The sequence below is a fragment of the Pseudoalteromonas sp. T1lg88 genome, from assembly GCF_002964765.1.
Lineage (GTDB): Bacteria > Pseudomonadota > Gammaproteobacteria > Enterobacterales > Alteromonadaceae > Pseudoalteromonas.
This window is the reverse complement of sequence record NZ_PQCF01000031.1, coordinates 411,622-431,130: the sequence shown is the minus strand read 5'-3', so window position 1 is coordinate 431,130 and position 19,509 is coordinate 411,622. Positions and strand designations below refer to the sequence as shown.

Here is a 19,509-nt window from a genome sequence, read left to right as displayed (position 1 = left end):
GCTTAGACGAGTTTACCTAGGGCTCAATTGAGTTCGATTACTTACGATGCAATTCTTGTTACTCCTCTTGGCACTGTTTATGGCGCGACTGTGATTACCGCAAAAAGTGAGTATTTCCGGTGCGGCACTAAATCAATCACAAAATACGATTGAAGTAATCTAAACAATCAATTTTATTTATCAACCCCTCATCGTTATCTTAGTAATCAAGCCAGCGGGGCAAGGTACTTCCCGCACTAATTCACTTAAATCATTGAGATAAATGAGAGGATAAAATGAGCAACTCTTTAATCAACACTAAAATCAAACCATTCACAGCCACAGCCTTCCACAACGGCGATTTCACTCAGGTGAGCGAGCAGGATTTACTGGGCAAATGGTCAATCGTGTTCTTCTACCCGGCGGACTTTACCTTTGTATGTCCTACCGAGCTGGGCGATTTGGCTGACCACTATGCCAAGCTGCAGGAAATGGGCGTAGAGGTGTACTCGGTATCAACCGACACCCACTTCACCCACAAGGCATGGCACGACGCCTCAGACACTATTAAGAAAATCCAATTTCCTATGATTGGTGACCCAACAGGTCAAATTACCCGCAACTTCGGGGTAATGATTGAAGAAGAAGGTTTGGCACTGCGCGGTACCTTCGTGATTAACCCTGAGGGTGAAATCAAGGTCGTTGAAACGCATGACCTGGGTATTGGCCGCAGCGCGTCAGAGCTACTGCGTAAGGTTCAAGCCGCTCAGTACATCGCCACTCACGATGGTGAAGTATGTCCGGCATCATGGCAGCCAGGTGAAGAGACGCTTGCGCCTTCACTGGACTTAATCGGCAAAATCTAAGTCGGCCGGGTTAAATAAGTCAGACTGTGGCGGTGGAGACACCGCCTTTTTCTTCTAAATTGTTGAGGCAAACCATGTTAGACACTGCAATTAAAAATCAATTATCAAGCCATTTTAGTACGTTGACGGGTGACATAGAGCTGGTTCTTGCCCTCGACGACACGAACAAAAGTAACGAATTACAGGCGCTGGCCAATGATCTTGCATCGCTAAGCGAGCGCATTCGCATCAGTACAAATAATGATGACCAGGCCCGCCGCCCATCGATGACGGTTAAGGGTGAGCAGGGCACCGCCATTGCCTTTGCCGGGGTGCCCATGGGCCATGAATTTACCTCTTTGGTACTGGCCATACTGCACAGCGGCGGGATTGCCACCAAGGCCGATGCGGCTCAGGTTGAGCAAATCAAAGCACTGGATAAGGAACTGAATTTTGAGATTTATATCTCCTTAAGCTGTCAGACCTGTCCGGGCGTGGTGCAGGCCCTTAATACCATGGCGGCACTGAACACACAGATCACCACTACCATGGTCGATGGCGCCTTATTCCAGGACGAAGTAGAGGCCCGCAATATTATGGCGGTGCCCACGGTATACCTAAACGGTGAAGTCTTCAGCCAGGGCGCCATCAGCCTAAACGATATCCTCACCAAGGTGGACGCAGGCGCCAGTGCCCGTCAGGCCGAGCTGTTAAATGAAAAAGACCCCTATGACGTACTGGTTGTTGGTGGCGGTCCGGCTGGCGCATCCGCGGCCATTTATGCGGCTCGTAAAGGGTTGCGCACCGGCGTGGTGGCGGAGCGCTTTGGCGGCCAGGTTGCCGATACCCTGGCGATTGAGAACTTTATCTCGGTCAAGGCCACCGAAGGCCCTAAGCTGGTGGCCCAGCTTGAGGAGCATGTTAAAGACTATGATGTGGACGTGATTGATAACCAGCGTGCATCGCGACTTTACAGTGACAATGGCAACCACATTGAGCTTGAAAACGGCGCCACCTTAACGGCCAAGGCGGTGATCCTGGCGACCGGTGCTCGCTGGCGTGAAATGAACGTGCCCGGCGAGCGCGAATATCGCGGCCGCGGTGTGGCCTACTGCCCGCACTGTGACGGCCCCTTGTTTAAAGGCAAGCCCGTGGCGGTAATTGGTGGTGGTAACTCGGGTATTGAGGCGGCCATTGATCTGGCCAATATCGTAGAGCAGGTAACCGTACTTGAATTTGCCGATACCCTGCGTGCCGATGAGGTTTTGGTGCGCAAGGCGCAGAGCATGGCCAATATCACCATCATCAAAAGCGCGCAAACTACACAGGTGCTGGGCGATGGCAATAAGGTAACGGCGCTGACCTATACCGACCGCAACACGGGCGAGCAGCATCAGCTCAGTATTGCCGGGGTATTTGTACAAATCGGTTTGGTACCCAACACCGAATGGTTGAAAGAAAGCGGTGTGACCTTGTCACAATTCGGTGAAATCGAAGTGGATAATCGCGGTGCCACCAATGTAGAGGGCGTGTATGCGGCGGGCGATGCTACCAACTCCGCCTTTAAGCAAATTATTATTGCCATGGGCTCAGGCGCCAGTGCCAGCCTGGGCGCCTTTGACTACCTGATCCGTCATGGCCAGGAGTAATACCAATTCATTTATCCAGCGCTATATCTGATCACATACTTAACAGAATTGGTAGAAAGCTACTGCACTTACACCCTGAAATCTCCAGTGGTGCAGTGTCCTAGCCGCTCAATTGAGCGGCTTTTTTTGTTTTAGCTGAGCGAGCTTAGTGAACGGCCATTTCCTGCTCTTCCTCTTGCACATCTAACTCGCCAACATGCCAATAAAAAGCACCTATTTCCTGGGTCAGGCGTTTTTTAACCCAGGCCCGATAGGCACCATCGTACGTGGGGGTCATCTCAAAGGAGTCTGAACCCGTAGCATTAGTTGTGAGCTCTGCAAACGCCTGTGCGTGAGCGCGACTGGCGCCGTCCTTGTCGCGTTTATCCATAAGCGGCAACACCAAGGGCAGGGGGCAATTGATATTCATAAAGGCTTGTAAAACGCCCCATAGCTCGGTGGCGGCGCTGACGTTAATGGCGCACCAGGTGCTTAAGGGCACGCGTCGTCTAGGCGTTTTTTGTGGGTAACGCGGGTAAATTTCCAAGGTGGTGCTTGGCGGCTGAGTCTGATTGCCCGGGCTAAAATTCGCGTAGGCGTTCAGCTCGGAAAAGTGGCAGCGCCACTGCAGCACCTCATTATGGTAATGCTCGACCATGCCGCTAAGGCGATAAAAAACCAAATAGGGATAAAAGCGCGTGACCCGCACCTTGGTCTTTTTATAGATAAAGGGAAGGGCGGCGGAGATTAGAAAAAGCGCGATATAGGCGGGAGTATTGACCGGCTCTGACAACACCTGGATGAGCATAAAAGGCCATCCTAAAAATATCATCAAGAAGTTCAGGGCATTTAGCCCCCACAGCAGATTGCCAAGCCAAGATCGTTTCCAACTATAGAAAGTGAGGGAATCGTTACTCCAGTAATACTTATGTTTGGCGATAAAGCCTGCTTTATCCAGCCTTTGTGACGGCTTCATGTCTAGCAAAGATAGGATATGCAGCGGCTGCAAATTGATCAACGTGCTGTAGTCGAGCCTATGCATATTAACGTGCTCCTCGGGAGAGAGCATATCCCCGCCGGCATCCAGATATTCTCGATACCGCCAACGCAGGTAGAGGTGAGAAAGCAGCCAAGGCGCTCCTGCAACGATAGCGACCGTAAACCAATAACCGGCAAATTGCCAGGCATGGCTGTCGGCTATGATGTTTTGCCAAAACAGGCCATGACTAAGAGCCAGGCCGACGCTTACTCCCATGCCAATGAGTAGTACGGGGACTGCAAGCAGGGCAAGTATAAAGAACACCTTGTCCAGGGTGCGATAGGCAGAGGAGGGCCGTGGGAAGTCAAATTCGTCGGCCACAGCTTCTGCCAGACTGAGTGTGTGTTGATCTGGCCCTTGCCAGGGAGACGTCCCTCGAGAATAAGTTGATGAGCTGGTGGGTTTAGTTACTGCGTTATTCATATCTGACATCCTGTCAACTTTGTCCTTAAGGCTGAGAAATTGGGTGAAAGGGCACCGCTAGGGCGCACTGATAAACGCCTGTGCGGCGTTGCGCCCCATGGCATAACCGGCATCGAGTTTGGCTAAATCCCGAGTGGTACGGGAGATGTCGAACTCAGTCGGTGGAGCAATAATATCTATCTCACAGTCGCCCGGCGGCTGCATAATAAAATCCAGGCTGGCATTGTAGTCAGCCCAGCGGTTAGTCATGCTTTTGGCCAGTGCTGGCGTGTTTTTTAACAGGCGTTGGGTCAGCCAGTTGAATTTCGCCGGTTTTGTACGATAGCCCAGAGGCTGAGAGAGGATCACTGTGATTTTACGCGCGCCCATGGCGTAGGCCTGGCGCACGGGAATGGAGTCGCCAATGCCGCCATCGGTATAGAATTGGCCCTGATATTCGGGGTAATCTCTGTACGCCAATGGCAAGGCGCAGGAGGCCTTTAGCACCTGCTCCAGGTTTTCAGCCGTGCCTTGAATATACTCGGCTTGGGCGTTGTGCACATTGGTCGCAACCACATAAAATGGGGCACTTTGGCTGGCAAAGGTCGCCAGGTCTAAGCGAATTTCACTGATGGTTTTATGCCACAACCAGTCCAAATCAAACAGGTGGCCACCGCGGATAAAGCGCCCATAGCTGATAAATTCGGGGCGACAGGAGTAGTCGGTGATCACCTTGTAGTTACGCCCCTGCTGGGCGCACAAAAAAGCGGCGATGTTAGTGGCGCCCGCCGACACACCAAAGTACATATCAAAGGGTTGATAATTGGCCGCTAGCCAGGCATCGAGTACGCCAGTGGCAAAGATGCCGCGCATTGCGCCGCCTTCTACGACCAGGGCATGCTTAAGAGAAGAAGTTGCCATGTTAAAAACCAACACTTTGTTTATTGGGGAGTTTATCTTTAAATTCAGCCTACCACCTAATGGTCAGGGGAGCCAGAAAATGGGACCAGTGCCGGCGCTTTACTTTGTTAGGGCTGGGGAGCTGTTGCGCGCCTCTCATGTCACCATGGCTGATTTTACAGCATACGCAGCGGTGAAGTGTGGAAAACGGGTGTAATGTTGTCGCAAAACAATTACAATTGCTACTATATATCATTTCTCCTCTTTAGTGACCTTGCGCCCATGACCGACATCACCACCCATCAGGCTTCACGTAAACGCTTGCTTATCGCTTTGAGCATCACGTGTAGTTTTATGGTTATTCAGCTGGTGGCGGCGTATTTTGCTAATTCCCTGGCGGTGTTTGCCGATGCCGGACACCTGTTCGTGCATAACAGCACCTTGTTTATCGCTATTCTGGCTTCGTCCATGCCATTCATCTGGCGCGCAACTTTAATGATGGCTTTAACAAGGCAGAGCTGGTTGGCGGGCTTATCAACGGCAGTTTATATCTGGCCATCAGTTTGACCATTTTAACCTTGGGTACGGATCGCTTTGTTGATTTGCACCACGGCCATGAACGCGGTGATGTGAATCCGCAAATTATGGCGCTGGTGTCCATGCTGGGTTTTTTGTTTCATGGCACTGCGGCCTGGGTGCTCTATAAAGGCCGCAAAGAAAGCATTAACGTGTATGCGGTGTTTTTACATACCTTTTTCGATTTGCTTTCCACGGTCACTACCTTGGTGGCGAGCGTGATTATTGTCTTGACCGGCTGGCAGCAGGTGGATGTGCTCTTTAGCATGTTGATAGCGGTATTTGTGCTGGTGACTGGCTTGCGCCTGATTTACCAATGTTTGCAGCGTTTGCGTGGCGCTGCCCCTGCCTTGCCCAAAGCGGCTCGGGTGGAAAAAGCGCTGGCTCAGCTCGACCATGTCGCCAGCGTTCACAATGTTACCGTGTCCATGGTGGATAATGCCCCCGCGGTCGGTGCGCATATTGTGTTGAAACATCACTGTACCTTGGCCGCCCATGATGCCAAATGTCGCGCCGCTGCGGAGCAGATGCTGCAGAGCAAGTTCAGCATAGCCCATAGCGTGTTGCAGATTGAAGCCAGTGCCATTGACGGTAATCATCAGCCCTGTGGGGTCAGCGGGGCGAGTTAGACGCCTGGTGCCGACAATGGGAGAGCAATGCCTTTTGTCGGTATAGAATCCCGACTACAGCCATGGCGGCAAATCCCGACCTAAAGGCTGTTCATCTTTTTCAGGGTTTTTTCCAGGTAATACTTGGCTGCCAAGGTGGTCGCATCGCACGGCTTGGCGAAGAAGAAGCCCTGTAAGTGATGACAGCCCAGCTTATTTAAGAAGAATATCTGCTCCCGCGTTTCCACCCCTTCGGCAATACAATACAGACCCAGGCTGCCGGCGAGATTATGTATGGTACGGATAATGGCTTCGTTGGTGGGGTTGATACCAATTTGGCGCACAAAGCTTTGGTCTATCTTGATCACATCAATAGGGAACTGATTGAGATAGGTCAGCGATGAGTAGCCGGTGCCGAAGTCATCTAAGAAGAGTTTTAAGCCGGCGGCGCGTAATTTATTAAGCTGAGCCGCGGCCTTGGCCTTATCGTCCAATAGCGTGCTTTCGGTGATCTCCAGGCGCAATTGCCCCGGGCTGACATCATGCATGGCGAGAATATCCACCAATCGCTCGGTGAGGTTGGATTTCAAAATATGTATGGGTGAGAGGTTCACCGACAGATAGAAATCGTCATAGGTGCTAAACCATTGTTTCAGCTCGCGCAGGGCGCGGTGCAGGGCCTGCTCGGTAATGGCATCGATCAGGCCGATTTCCTCGGCCACAGGAATAAACTCGGTGGGCGATATAAACTGGCCTTCACTTTGCCACCGCAGCAACAACTCCACGCCAACAATACGCTTTTGATGAATATGCACTATGGGCTGATAATGGTTTGTCAGCAGTTCGTCGCGATAGGCATCCTGCAGGGCATTTTCCAACATCAGTTTATGGGTGATGCGATTGTTCATCTGCTCGGTGAAGAACTTATAGCCGTTGCGGCCGGCATTTTTGGCGTAGATCATCGCCATATCGGCGTTACGGATCAGGTCTTCGGCGTTATCGGCATCAAAAGGCGACAGGGCGATACCTATACTGACGGAAATATTGATGGTGATATTGCCGATTTTAATCGGCTTTTCCAAGGTTTTCGCCAGGAGCTCGGATAGCTCACTGAGCACCTGCGGCGATTGCACCTGCTCAATCAGGAGTAGGAATTCGTCGCCGCTTTGGCGCGCCAGTAGCGAGTTATCATCCAGTTGCTCACTGATGCGCTCACAGATGCAACAAAGTACCTGATCGCCCACCGCATGACCGAAGGAATCGTTCACCGGCTTAAATTTATCCAGGTCGATAAACAGCAGGGCCAACAGGGATGAGTTTTCTTTGGCGTAGTCTATGGCCTGGGCGATTTTGCCGCGCATCATGGTGCGATTCGGCAAGCCGGTAAGGGGATCATAATTGGCCAGGTAGCGCAACTCGTCTTCGGCGCGCTTTTGCTCGGTCAAGTCGGTGATCACCACCACATAGTAGCTGATCTCGTCGCTCTCTTCTTGCTTGTCGCGACACACGGCGGTCACGCTTATCTGTACCGGGTGACGAATATCGTGCTTGGTGCGGATTTTCTCTTCGATACGCCAGTTATCGCCTGCTGCCAATTGGCCGATCAGCTCCATATAGCGTTGGAACTTTTGTTTGCCAAGGGCACGAACAAAAGGCTGTATGCTGAGTCCCGGGCTGTCGGGGTCGGAAAATGCCCGTAAAAAACTGTCATTGGCAGAAAACGGTTGCAGGTGCTCGTCTAAAATTAACAACCAATCGCTGATCTGTCCTATGGCTTCACCGAGCACAGTGGCTTGTTGCGCCGACGCTTTGGCATCTGTGATATTGGTGTAGATCCCCGATACTTCCTTGGGTTGGCCATTGGCATCGTATTCGGTAATGCGTCCCACCTCGTGATACCAGTGCCAGGTGCCTTGTTTATGGCATAAGCGGTAGGTGAAATCCCAGGTGGCCTGCTCGCCCTGGTTTAAAAAGCGCTTCCAGTTCAGGCGATAACGGTCGACATCCTGAGGATGGATCAAGTCCATATATTGCTCAAAAGAGCACTGATTATAAGTACTTCTATAACCTAACTCCGCTGCTAAGCGACGCTGCATAAAGCGTCGTTGCTTAACCCGGTAGTGCCAGATGCCGCTGTTGGAGCTTTGCAGTGCCAAGTCCGTTTGTTGCTGTGAAGCCAGCAACTTGCCATGGGCATGGTGCAGGCGGCGTTGCTGGCGTCTTAGCCAGAGCATCCAACTGCCAAGGAGCAGAACGCTGATAACGATATAGAGGGTGAGCGCCAGCGGTGAGCGCCAGGGGGCATAAGCCACTTCAATGCCCATATGCAGGGTGCGGGACCATTTACCCGACACAGGGTCGAAGGCGCTAATACTGAGCTGATGCGCGCCGGGATTCAGGGTGGCAAACTGTAAATTGTTACTGGCGTAGTTGGGGTACTTAAATTCGCTGGCGCCGCTGAGACTGATTTTATAGCGCACCTGATCGCGATGAATATAATCGAAGCTGGAAAAAGAAATGGTCAGGCCAAGATCGTCATGTTGTAACTTTAACGGGCTGTTGGCATATTTGCTCGGCGTATAGCCCAGAGGCCGCGAGAGCAGGTTAATGTCGGTAATTTGCGGCGCCGGGGCAATATAATGATTATTGCTGTTAATAAAATCGGCGGGGTCGACAATAAGCAGGCCTTTAACCGTGCCAAAGGCGAGCTCGCCGCTAGCTAGCTTGGCTGCGGAGTAGCCGTTGAATTCTGCCGCTGAGAGGCCGTCTTTGACGCTAAAGTGGCGCAGGTGACCGCTGTTGATGTTATAGCGATATAAGCCATTATTAGAGCCAAACCACAGGAAACCGAAGTTATCCAGCACCGGGGTAAACACGCTCAGACTTTGCAGGCCTTGCGCCGGACCTATGCGGTCACGCTCTTCCAGGGTTTCCAAGTCCAGGGCGACCACGCCCTCACCGTCTACGCTGAGCCACAAACTGTTATTCTGATCCAAGGTCCAGGAATCGACTAAATTGTTTGACTGGGCGCTTGGGTGTTGTGGCTGGTAAATGGGCTGCAGGCTGTCGTTGTCGACGTCATAACGATATAAACCACCGCCATAACTCAGCAGCGGATCATCTTTATGGGTAGGCAATGGCGCCAGAAAATGCGAGGCGTGCTCGGGCTGCAGCGTTTGTTCGATTGACGGCAGTGCCTCTATGGTATTGCTGCTCGGGTCGAAACGATAGAATCCCGACTCGGCAATAAAATAGGCGGTGCCGTTGGCAAGTTGATACAGTCCCCAGTGAACGTTATTGGCATCAAACTCTAACGGATGAGCGGCATTTACCAGGGGATAACTCAGGCGGTCGGTATTCATATCAAGCAGGGCTATGCCCTGGATGGCCTCGACCCACAGGCTGTTGTCAATATGAGTGGCCGGCAGTAACTGATAGACTGTTTGTTGGCCCTGGGCCATTTTTTTATCATCGACACTTAAAAAGGTACTGCTTGGCCCATCCTTAGGGATTTTATTTAGGCCATTACCGCTGCCAACCCACAAGGTGCCATTGTCCTGCTCGTAAATGGCCCAGGCGGCATGACCGTGCTGGTATTGGCCGGTGGGCAGAGCCTTTTGCTTAAAGCGCATGGCCAAAGGCGACCAGGAAAACACTCCCTGGGCTTGCGAGCCGAGCCAGAGCATGCCGCTTTTATCGCGAAACATAGTCATTATGGTGTTGTCGTTGACCGCATAGCGAGAGTCGCTAAAACGAATTAAATTGAGCGTCTGCCGAGTTTGCCGATCAAATTGCAGCAGACCGTCTCCAGTGGCGACGAAATCCACTGCGCCGTAGCGCTGCATCGACCAAATATTATGATGCTCGATCAGGGTTTCTATAACTGGCTTCTCAGTGTCGAGATTGTGCCGGTACAGGCCTTCTACCGTGCCGACTAAGAGGCCAAATTCGTTATCCCACTGCAAGAATTTGATATTTCGCTGATCGTTGCTTACTTGCTCTTTGGGTAAATGAGTCAATGCCGAGCTGGTACCATTGTGATAACGAAACAGGCCGTCAGAGGTGCCAATATACAAGGCGTTATCATGAGGCAGCAGGGCGCGTATCATATGGGTGCGGTTGTCCAGAGTAAACACCAGCTCCAGGGTCCGCCGATTCAGACTGTATTTGTAGACCTGATGGTTAATACCCAACCAGACAATATCCTGGTTACTATTATCCTGGCTGATAGCCCACACAGTGGCGTATTTTGCATCGACTTCGGACAGCGGATTATTGATCAATTGTTGTGAGTTTAGGGTGGCCGGGTTGACTAAAAACAGTCCATTGAGCTGAGCGGAGACGAGGAAGTTGCCGTTTTTCAAGGGCGCAATTGTTAAAATAGCATCGCTGGCCAGAGCGGGATCGCCACTTTTAAAGAGGTTCAGTTGATAGCCGTCGTAGCGGTTCAGGCCGCGGTCGGTGGCAAACCAAAGGTAGCCAAACTCGTCTTGAGCTATGGCATTGACCGTGCCTTGGCTTAACCCTTCTTCGGTTGAAAGACGTTGTAACTGATAGCCATAGTTGACCGGGGTGGCGAAAACGACATTGGCGCTGCAAAGGAAGACTAAAAAGCTAAGTAATGCGTTGAGCAACAAACTGATATAGCGACGCAATTCTTGACTCCAATAAGGCGCTGAAACCCACCTAGTAGGCGGCATCCCCAAAACTGAACTAGGCCATCAACAGGGAATTAACATAATAATTTGTAAATCTAGCATAGAAGTGTCCGTGGTCACCATATCTTTATAATTTCGCTTCTAAAAAACCCGAATCTATGGTTAACATTGAAGCAACTTTTTAGCTCAAGGAAGACCACATGCCCCAGCTCTCGCCCAACCCAGATTCTGCACCCGCACTTATTGTTATCGACATGCAGCTTCGCTTAGCCCCAGCGATGGCCGACTATCAGCAGGTGTGCGCCCGTGTCGACTTGCTGAGCCAGGTGGCCACTAAACTTGAATTGGCGCATATAATTACCGAGCAAAACCCACAGGGTTTGGGGGCTACTGATCCTTGTCTGGTTACTCCCAGCGCCAAGGTGGTGGCCAAGGACACCTTTAGTGCGGTGCAAAGTGAAGCCTTTATTGCCGCCCTCGAGCCCTTGGGAGAATCCCACCTGTATTTATGCGGCATGGAAAGTCATGTATGCGTGTACCATAGCGCCAATGAACTGCTCGCCAGAGGCTATCAGGTAACTGTGTTGGCCGATGCTGTGTGTTCGCGCGACCCGGAAAATAAGGCGCTGGCCTTGGCGCAACTGCGCCACAACGGGGCACAAATTTGTTCTTCGGAAACCGCCATCTTCGCCTGGATGAATAGCTGTCGCCACCCGCAGTTTCGCGACATATTGGCCTTGATAAAATAAAACGTCAGCCCGCTCTGGTGGAATGACTTTTTTGATCAAATGTTAAGCAAAACAGCTGGATGACAATCAATCAATATTTTTATTGATAACTATTTTCGTTTAGATTAAAATTGGCGGCATAATCTAACTGAGAGTGGTTTTTATTCGTGTATATCTGTCTTTGTCATGGTGTGTCCGATAAGAAAATTGAACAAGCAATCGATCAAGGTGCTCGTTCTATGCGTGATCTTAGCTCCGAGCTTAAGGTCGGCTCTCAGTGCGGCAAATGTTGTAACTGTGCCAAAAAGATCCTTAATCAAAAGCTTATCGATATCGTCGATGTCACCGACGAAGTGGCCTAATCACCAGCAAATTTAGCTAATTTCTGTTATATCTCCCTGTTTTTGTTATATTGAGTAGCATGATGATGGCGAACGGCCAGGGCTCATGCACGCAAAAACTTATCTCCGAATCCTGCTGATCTCGCTATGCACATGGTATTTGATTGGCTGTAGCTCGGTGTCAGACTTCGAATCTATGCCCGAACGTCCAGCCAGTTATGCATTACCCAGTGAGGATGCTGACTTGCTAAATACGTTTTTTGAACAACAACCCAATGCCGACTTATCTGGCTTTTATCCCTTGATCGATGGCCTGGATGCCTTCGCAGCCCGTATCGCCTTAGCCGAAGTCGCACAAACCTCCATCGATGTTCAATATTATTTGTATCACCGCCAGGAAACCGGCAAGGTGCTCAGTGCCTACCTGTTAAAGGCGGCGGAGCGCGGCGTCAGGGTGCGTATCCTGCTCGACGATATGTCACAGGCCGAATCGGAACGCGACTTGGCCGCCTTGGCACGCCACGACAATATAGAAGTTCGTCTGTTTAATCCCCTTAATCACCGTAAGCTGCGTTTTCTTAGTTTTATTACCGATTATTCACGGGTGTCGCGACGTATGCACAACAAGAGCTTTATCGTCGACAGCCAGGTGTTTATTACCGGTGGTCGCAATATCGGCAATGCTTACTTCTCGGGAGAAGATAATTCCCAGTTTGTTGATTTGGATGTGCTCAGCATTGGCCCGGTGGTCGAAAAGGCTACCCAGGCGTTTGATTTGTATTGGAACCACCCCTTAGCTGAGGATATCGACAAGCTATTTACCGAGGTCGACGACAGCCACTTGGATACCCTCAAGGGCAAGCTGGCTTATTTTGTCAGCCGTGAGTACAGCGACAGCAGCCCCTATGTACAGCGGGTAAAAGAGTCGGATCTGGTGCAGTCGTTGCGCCGCGGTAAGTTGAACCTCGATTGGGCACTGGGCTATTTATATGTCGATGATCCCAACAAACTGCTAACCGACAGTAGCAATACCAGCACCCATATGGCTCCTAAAATGATCCGTGCCTTGGGCGTACCCAAACAGCAAGCGATTATTATCTCCCCGTATTTTGTACCGCGAGAGCCGGGCATGGCCCTATTGCGGCGCTGGGCCGAGCAGGGGGTGAAGATCACCATTCTAACCAACTCCCTGTCCGCCACCGATGTGCCCGTGGTGCATGCCGGGTATGCCGGTTATCGCAAGGAGTTATTGGCCATGGGCGTCAACCTCTGGGAGCTGAAACGTAACTTCGAGGTAACCCCGAAGAAAATTAAGATAAAAAGCTTTACCGGCTCTTCCGCCGCCAGCTTACACGCCAAAACCATGGCCTTTGACCACGAGCAGGTTTTTATTGGCTCTTTGAATTTGGATCCCCGTTCTTTCAATCTTAATACCGAGCAGGGGTTGGTGATCACATCGCCTCGGTTTAATCGCTTACTGCGTCGTTGGGTGGAAAACGATATGGCGAAATTTGCCTGGCGATTAAGCTTGGATGAAGAAGGTGAGTTGCAATGGCAGGGAGTAGACAGCGATAAGATTTACCATCATGAGCCGGATACCAGCCGTTGGCAGCGCTTTAGCGTGTGGCTGATGTCCTTATTGCCCATTGAGGGCGTGCTCTAGCAAAGCTTTTGCTGTAGCTAGTAAATATGGACACAAAAAAGCCGCTGTAACAGCGGCTTTTTTAAGTAAATTACATCTGCGATTGCAGGTAGTTTTCTATTCCGGTGACCTTGATCAGGTGCTGCTGAGTTTCCAGCCAATCAATCTGCTCTTCCTGCTCATGCTGTATGGCATCAAGAGCTTCACGGCTGATATAGTCAAGGCGCTCTTCCGCCAGTTTAATTGCTGCTTGCAGGTCTTTTAACGACTCTGTTTCAAAGTGCATATTGGCGGCAATCATCTCCTCGGCATCCTCACCGATACGCAGGCGGCCCAAGTCTTGTAAATTAGGCAGGCCTTCTAAAAATAAAATACGCTCAATCAATCTGTCGGCGTTTTTCATTTTTTGAATTGAAACCTTGTAATCAGCCTTATCTAGCTTGCTAAAGCCGAAGTCTTTAAACATGCGGGCGTGTAGAAAATATTGGTTTATGCCAACCAGCTCATTGGCCAATACCTTATTTAGCGCGCGTATTACGTCCATATCACCTTTCATTATGATACCTCGGCATCGCCCATTTGCGATTGTTGATAGTTTTGCAGACCAATTTTATCGATAAGACCCAGTTGTTGTTCAAGCCAGTAAACATGGTCTTCTTCGGTGTCGAACAAGAGTTTTTCCAGTACTTCACGAGACTGATAATCCTGCTCTTCTTCGCAAATTTTGATGGTTTCTTTGACGCATTGCACTACTTCAAGCTCAAGCTTGAGATCATTGGCCATCATGTCTTTAACATTGGTACCTACGAGCAGATCGCGACGCTTGGTCATATCGGGCACGCCTTCTAAGAATAGAATGCGTTTGATCAGCCAGTCGGCGTGTTGGGTTTCTTCTTCACGCTCATGCTCAAGACGTTCATAAAGTTTATTCAAACCCCAGTCTTCATACATGCGTGAATGGATGAAATATTGATCGATTGCGGCGAGCTCATTTGCCAGCAGTTTATTGAAGCTATCGATAACTCTTTGTTTACCTTGCATTTGCCACGGCCTCGTTGTGCATTGATGGAACAAGTGTAGTCTATCTTGCCAATAAATCAAATATTTTCATTATAAATCAGGTGGTTACAATTGTAACTTATTCGCATTCCAATTTATATTTGCCGTTAGGGTTTATGCATAAACGCCGCCATAATTTCGCTATGAAAGCCCACCTTGTTGCTCAGTTTGTTGACCAACAAAGTGGGGTCTAATCGGGCTTAGAACTGATACTTCACACCGGCGGTTATGCTGGTGCCTAAGCCTTTAATGTTATAGCCACCATAGGTATAGGCCTGGGCGCGGGCAGGGTAGTAGTCGTGATTAAAGAGGTTTTCAACGCCAAAGTACCCATTGAGCTGCTCGGTAAACTGATGCTGACCACTGAGATTGACGACCAGGTAATCGTTCACCGGGCCCTGATCGCCCACATAGTTGCCATCGGCATTGGGTTCAAAACGCTTGCGGTTGCCCACATACAGCAAGGTCAGGCTTAAACCTGTCTCGCGACTTGGTTGCCACTTCAGGTTCGCGGTGGTTTTTGGTGGGCTGATCTGTTTGGCGCCAAGGTAAATATCGTCCTCGGTGTTCTTACCCTCCACATAGGCGTAGGTCAACGTGGTGCGCCAGGCCGGGCTAAAGCGGTAGTCCGCCAGTAGCTCATAGCCCCAAATCTTTTGTGGTGCACGTACCGGCATATAGACACCGGTGGTTTCGTCGAAGCTGTTGGTGGTACCTAACTCCGAAGTACTGCGATACAAGGAGCCTTCTAGGCGCAGCCCATCAAGCACCGAGGTGAAACCAAGCTCATAGTTATCGATCACTGATGCCTCGGTGCGAATAAGCGCGATATCGTCAACCGTGGCTGTGCGCAGTAAAAGGCCAATATCCGAGATATCGGCGCCTTGTGAATAGCTGATAAAGGGGCTAAAGGCTTCATAGGCATTGTACTTAACGCCGACATTGTAGGTGGTGGCGGTGTAATTCAGGGTATCTCCTTTGACATCGATGGGCACCGAGCACTGAGTTTCGCTGCGACACAGCTCTAACGTGCGATAATCGTCCACCTCCAGGTCGATATCTTCATGACGCACACCGGCTTTAATCACATAATGGTCATCAATAACCCATTTGCTTTGGATAAAGCCGGCAAGGTTACTCATGTCCATTTCCGGCACCCAAACCCGGCCATCGACCAAGGGCTGTGAGGTAACGTCATGAAGTAAGTCAACTCCATAAATAAAGGTGGCTTCGGTGCCTTGCAGGTTGAACTGGCTGTTAAAGGTGGCCCGCAACCCTTCTTTTTCCGAGGCGATAATTGACTGACCGCCATCATATCCGGCGCTTGGATTGGCTAGATTGGGTGAATAGAAGAAGACATTTTCAATGTCTTGGGCGTATAAGTCGACGGTCAGTGCGGTATAAGCAAACACCTCGCTATCCGTATATTTGAGCATTATATTGGTATTGCCGCTTGGTCCTTGCGGGCGACCTTGTTTTTGTTGCTCTGCGGGTACGTGAATGGCGTAGGACTTATCGCCTTGATTGATATTGCCAAAGACATCGCCAAGATCGGTTTTTTGTTGGGATTTGTAATAGTTATAGGTTAATGACAGGGACTTTTCGGCGTCGAGATCATAGCCTAATTTGGTGAAGTAGTTTGCGGTTTCTACATCGCTCAGTCCGTATTGCAGACCAAGAATGTCGCCCTCGGCGTCACGCTTTACGCCATTTTCCTCATAGCTCAGGGTGGCCAGATATGAGAACTTATCCATGCGGCCATTGATTGAGCCTTCCACTCGTGCACCCAGCGTTTCGTCGCTTTTAACGGCACTAAAACGGGTAGAGGCATCAACCGTGGCGGAAAAGTCATTGCTGTTGCTTGGTTTTTTGGTGATGTAGTTAATCACTCCACCGGCGGCGCCATTACCATAGACCGAAGTCGCGCCTTTGATCACCTCAATACGCTCCAGCACGCTTGGGTCCAGGCTGCGAATTCCCAAAGAGCCATTACGCAGTGGTGTTGATTGCGGCACGCCATCAATCATGATTAACGGCGCACGACCGCGCAGGGTCTGTCCGGTATTACTTGAGCTATTGGTGCTTGGCGCCATGCCCGGCACCAGTACTTCGAGCAGGTTTTGTAACTCGGGACTGACCTTGAGCTGGGCCTGTATCTGTTCACGGGTGATCACAGTCACCGACGCGGGCACTTCGTCAATATTCTCCACCACACGGCTGCCAGTGACTATGATATGTTCTAGGTCTTGCGTTGTTTGCTCGGCATACAGGGGAGCGCTAAGGGCTATGGTCAAAAGAGAAAGTGAAAAACGCACGGAGATTACCTTTATTATTAAATGATTTTGCAAATGATAATGAAAATAAATCTCAATAACAATATTCAGGTTGCTTTTGTTGTTAACAGGTGCGTTGTTTCAATAAAAACTATTAGTGCTCAGGAGTCATCCTGAGCGGGAGCTGTGTAAGTGCGGCTGCAAGTGCGCACGATGGCAGTGATTATGTTAGGGCGTGGGATGATATGTGTAGGTAAGCCGACAAAGGAAGTCCCCGGGGGCTGACCCGGGAACTCGTCACTGTGTTATAACAGCTCTTTCGGCTTTTCGATAAAGTAGCCTTGGGCACCATCGAGACAAAGTTGTTCGATAATCTGTTTTTCTTCCAGGCTTTCTACGCCCTCGGCAAAGACACGCACGCCAATACGGTGCGCCAGGTCGACCATAAGACGCATAAAGTACTGGTTGTTCTTGTCGTCTTCCAGGCCGCGGGTATAGCTGGCGTCCATCTTGATATAGTCGGGTTTGATCTCGCGGAAAAACTTAAACGAGGTCAGGCCAACACCGAATCTCTCTACCGTCAGGCGGGAACCACAACGATGCAGCATGCTGATAAAACGCTTACTGGCGGTTATATCCTGCTGTAAACCTAATTCCGATATTTCAAACACCAGGCGCTGGGCGAAATCGCCTTCTTTAATAAGGCGGCGCTCTAACCAGATCATAAACTTATCGTCATGAGCACTGGCAGCAGAGACGTTAATACCAAAATATTGGGCGGTGAGGTTTTGATTCTTTATTGCATTCAATGCGTGGTCGATAATCATCTGGTCAAGCTCGACCGACTTACCCAGTTGATCGGCCATGGCCATAAAGGAGGAGGTCGGTAGGATATGATCTTCCTCATCGCGAAAACGAGCCTGAATTTCAGAGTAGGCCACGCTGCTTTTACCAAGAGGGATAATGGGTTGAATGGCCAGTTTAACAGACTGTTTTTCAAGCAGCTCATTAATCATCTTACGCCAGTTTTGTGTCCCTTGGATAGCGCTGTCACTGATATCTTCCAAGCGTAACATGTGCCAGGCGTTGGCGTGATTGCTTTGCGCTATGCTCATAGCGATATCGACATTGGCGAGCAACTCACCCAGTGGCTTATGTTGTTCAAAAGACACTATGCCGGTATAGGCGACCGATGCCAAATTATACACTTTTTGATACTGATTGAATTTGAGCTGTATTTGCGTTGCAAAGCGCTCCGCTTCTTTGGGAGGCGTGTTAGGTAACACCACGGCAAAGTCCGAGCTATTAAGGCGGAACACAGTGGCGGAACCGTAATTTCGAATACCGGTCGTTAAAATGTCGGCAATACTGCGAATATACTCATCCCCTTCCTGGTAGCCCTTGCTCTGATTAATGTGCTGCAATTCGGTACCGCGCACCAAGGCAATACAGCCAAAACAATCACCGCTGACATGTTCAATATGACGCTCGTAATACTCCACAAACATATTGCGGTTACCCAGCTCGGTGATCACATCCTTATAGGCTTCTTTTTTAATTTCCAGCGCCGAGCTGGCAATATTCTCTATTTGCAGGCCTAGATGGGACTGTAAACGATTAAGGGCGGGGGAGATTTGATTCGCAAGTTTGAGCTTTAAGCTATCATCGGCAAAAGCACGGTTGATCGGCTCTGGCATATTATTGCTGGTAATGAACTGGTCGATAATGTCACTGACGATATCGGCGATACGACGGCGATAACCACGATATGCGGTTTTCAGGCTGGCTATGGGAATAAAGCAGAGAAAGGTGATCAGCAGGGCGAAATAGATCAAGCCTTGCTCAAAGGCGTGGGCCATGTCCTTGATGTCGGCGACAAACTCTACCCGTAACTCGGCGTTCTGATCTGTGGCAAATTGACTGCGCAGGGTGCCAAACTGGAACTGGGCCATTTGCGCAATAAAGCTCTCTTCGGTGCGCTGAGTTTTGCTGCTGAGCACTTCGCCATTGCTATCGCGTAGCCACAGTTTTTGCACCGGCATCAAGGCGACAAGCTGCTCAGCCATAAGCGGAGCCTGTTCTTTGACCTGCTCGGCATTCATGCTCGGCTGGAGATCTAAAAAGCGTTGTAGTTGTGCCTGCATCGCTTCCTGCTTATGCATGCCATAGGAATGAAAGAGCATTGTGTTGACTATTACAGCGGCGCCTAGAGCCAGCAGCCATAACGTAAACTGCAGTAGTGTGAATCGTTTCACGGTAGTTTATCCTTTCCCTTATTTTTATTTAGTTGAAGCATGTGGTCCAAGTGTCTTTATACCAGTCACTTAAATAGCTAATCATTCTAGCGGGTTAAATATCATGCTCACAGGGTTGTAATTTTTCTAGGTAGAATAACTACATAAGAAAAATTCCGTCTTGTTATCACATCATTTATCCAGCGCTACCTCTGAACACATACTTAACAGAGTTGGTATTACACCAGTGCTACAACAAGGCGATCGCCAACAGCTTGGTGCTGCGATCGTTTTGTGCACTTACATCCATGTTTATTTACCAGGCACCACAATAAGTTAGCTTTGTATTTTTGCGGCCATATTATTATGCAGCAGCATGAGAATGGCAATGTACAGAGACATGATTGTAGTAGTGCAGGGCGTTTATTTATATTTACTAGTGTATTGAATAATAAAAATAATTATGAATAGAGATTAGTCTATGGGGAAAATCTTGTCTAGAGAAGGGTGTTTTTAAAATGGGAACATCAGGGTGGTTTTAGGTGTTATTTTGGCTCCCCCTCCCCGACTCGAACGGGGGACCTGCGGATTAACAGT

13 protein-coding genes and 1 pseudogene are annotated in these 19,509 nt (G+C 49.9%); 7 read left to right on the top strand and 7 right to left on the bottom strand.

The annotated features are described in order from the left end of the window. The first annotated feature begins 275 nt into the window (after positions 1-275). Together ahpC and ahpF are read left to right on the top strand one after the other, a co-directional pair. Positions 276-845 (top strand): alkyl hydroperoxide reductase subunit C, encoded by a 570-nt coding sequence (gene ahpC, locus C2M34_RS11145; RefSeq protein WP_105201571.1) that lies wholly within the window; start codon positions 276-278, stop codon positions 843-845. A 74-nt stretch (positions 846-919) separates the two neighbouring features. After that, positions 920-2,473: an alkyl hydroperoxide reductase subunit F gene (gene ahpF / locus C2M34_RS11140; protein WP_105258795.1), complete on the top strand. Its 1,554-nt coding sequence runs from the start codon at positions 920-922 to the stop codon at positions 2,471-2,473. Between the two features lie 145 nt (positions 2,474-2,618). Here ahpF and C2M34_RS11135 read toward each other — a convergent pair whose 3' ends face one another. After that, positions 2,619-3,914: a hypothetical protein gene (locus C2M34_RS11135; RefSeq protein ID WP_158681433.1), complete on the bottom strand. Its 1,296-nt coding sequence runs from the start codon at positions 3,912-3,914 to the stop codon at positions 2,619-2,621. Positions 3,915-3,971: 57 nt separating this feature from the next. Continuing rightward, positions 3,972-4,814, bottom strand: a complete 843-nt coding sequence (locus C2M34_RS11130; RefSeq protein ID WP_105258793.1) for a patatin-like phospholipase family protein — start codon at positions 4,812-4,814, stop codon at positions 3,972-3,974. Between C2M34_RS11130 and C2M34_RS11125 the strand changes: the two genes are divergently transcribed. Beyond that, on the top strand, positions 4,813-5,010 hold the full coding sequence (locus tag C2M34_RS11125; RefSeq protein ID WP_105201567.1) for a hypothetical protein: 198 nt from the start codon (positions 4,813-4,815) through the stop codon (positions 5,008-5,010). The two genes, C2M34_RS11130 and C2M34_RS11125, sit on opposite strands and share 2 nt — an antisense overlap. A 65-nt stretch (positions 5,011-5,075) precedes the next feature. Next, positions 5,076-5,998, top strand: a pseudogene (locus C2M34_RS11120) (cation diffusion facilitator family transporter). A gap of 80 nt (positions 5,999-6,078) precedes the next feature. On the opposite strand, the gene C2M34_RS11115 reads toward C2M34_RS11120, so the two are convergent. After that, on the bottom strand, positions 6,079-10,632 hold the full coding sequence (locus tag C2M34_RS11115) for an EAL domain-containing protein (protein WP_158681432.1): 4,554 nt from the start codon (positions 10,630-10,632) through the stop codon (positions 6,079-6,081). Between the two features lie 203 nt (positions 10,633-10,835). Here C2M34_RS11115 and C2M34_RS11110 point away from each other — a divergent pair, with 203 nt between their 5' ends. From C2M34_RS11110 to C2M34_RS11100, 3 genes are all read left to right on the top strand, one after another. Further along, positions 10,836-11,384 carry an isochorismatase family protein gene (locus tag C2M34_RS11110; RefSeq protein WP_105201565.1) on the top strand — a complete coding sequence of 183 codons (549 nt, stop codon included), beginning with the start codon at positions 10,836-10,838 and terminating at the stop codon, positions 11,382-11,384. 146 nt (positions 11,385-11,530) lie between these two features. Further along, on the top strand, positions 11,531-11,725 hold the full coding sequence (locus tag C2M34_RS11105; RefSeq protein WP_105189134.1) for a (2Fe-2S)-binding protein: 195 nt from the start codon (positions 11,531-11,533) through the stop codon (positions 11,723-11,725). A gap of 175 nt (positions 11,726-11,900) precedes the next feature. Continuing rightward, on the top strand, positions 11,901-13,367 hold the full coding sequence (locus C2M34_RS11100) for a phospholipase D family protein (RefSeq protein WP_158681431.1): 1,467 nt from the start codon (positions 11,901-11,903) through the stop codon (positions 13,365-13,367). Between the two features lie 70 nt (positions 13,368-13,437). Here C2M34_RS11100 and bfr (C2M34_RS11095) read toward each other — a convergent pair whose 3' ends face one another. The 4 genes from bfr (C2M34_RS11095) to C2M34_RS11080 form a co-directional block, all read right to left on the bottom strand. After that, on the bottom strand, positions 13,438-13,902 hold the full coding sequence (bfr, locus tag C2M34_RS11095; RefSeq protein ID WP_105201563.1) for a bacterioferritin: 465 nt from the start codon (positions 13,900-13,902) through the stop codon (positions 13,438-13,440). Continuing rightward, a complete protein-coding gene (gene bfr, locus C2M34_RS11090) occupies positions 13,902-14,387 on the bottom strand; it encodes a bacterioferritin (RefSeq protein WP_105201562.1) in 486 nt (161 codons plus the stop codon). The genes bfr (C2M34_RS11095) and bfr (C2M34_RS11090) overlap by 1 nt, the downstream gene beginning before the upstream one ends. A gap of 218 nt (positions 14,388-14,605) precedes the next feature. Beyond that, positions 14,606-16,720 (bottom strand): TonB-dependent receptor, encoded by a 2,115-nt coding sequence (locus tag C2M34_RS11085; protein ID WP_105258790.1) that lies wholly within the window; start codon positions 16,718-16,720, stop codon positions 14,606-14,608. Positions 16,721-16,983: 263 nt separating this feature from the next. After that, positions 16,984-18,933, bottom strand: coding sequence for an EAL domain-containing protein (locus C2M34_RS11080; protein ID WP_234398805.1), 1,950 nt, complete (start codon positions 18,931-18,933; stop codon positions 16,984-16,986). Positions 18,934-19,509 lie beyond the last annotated feature (576 nt).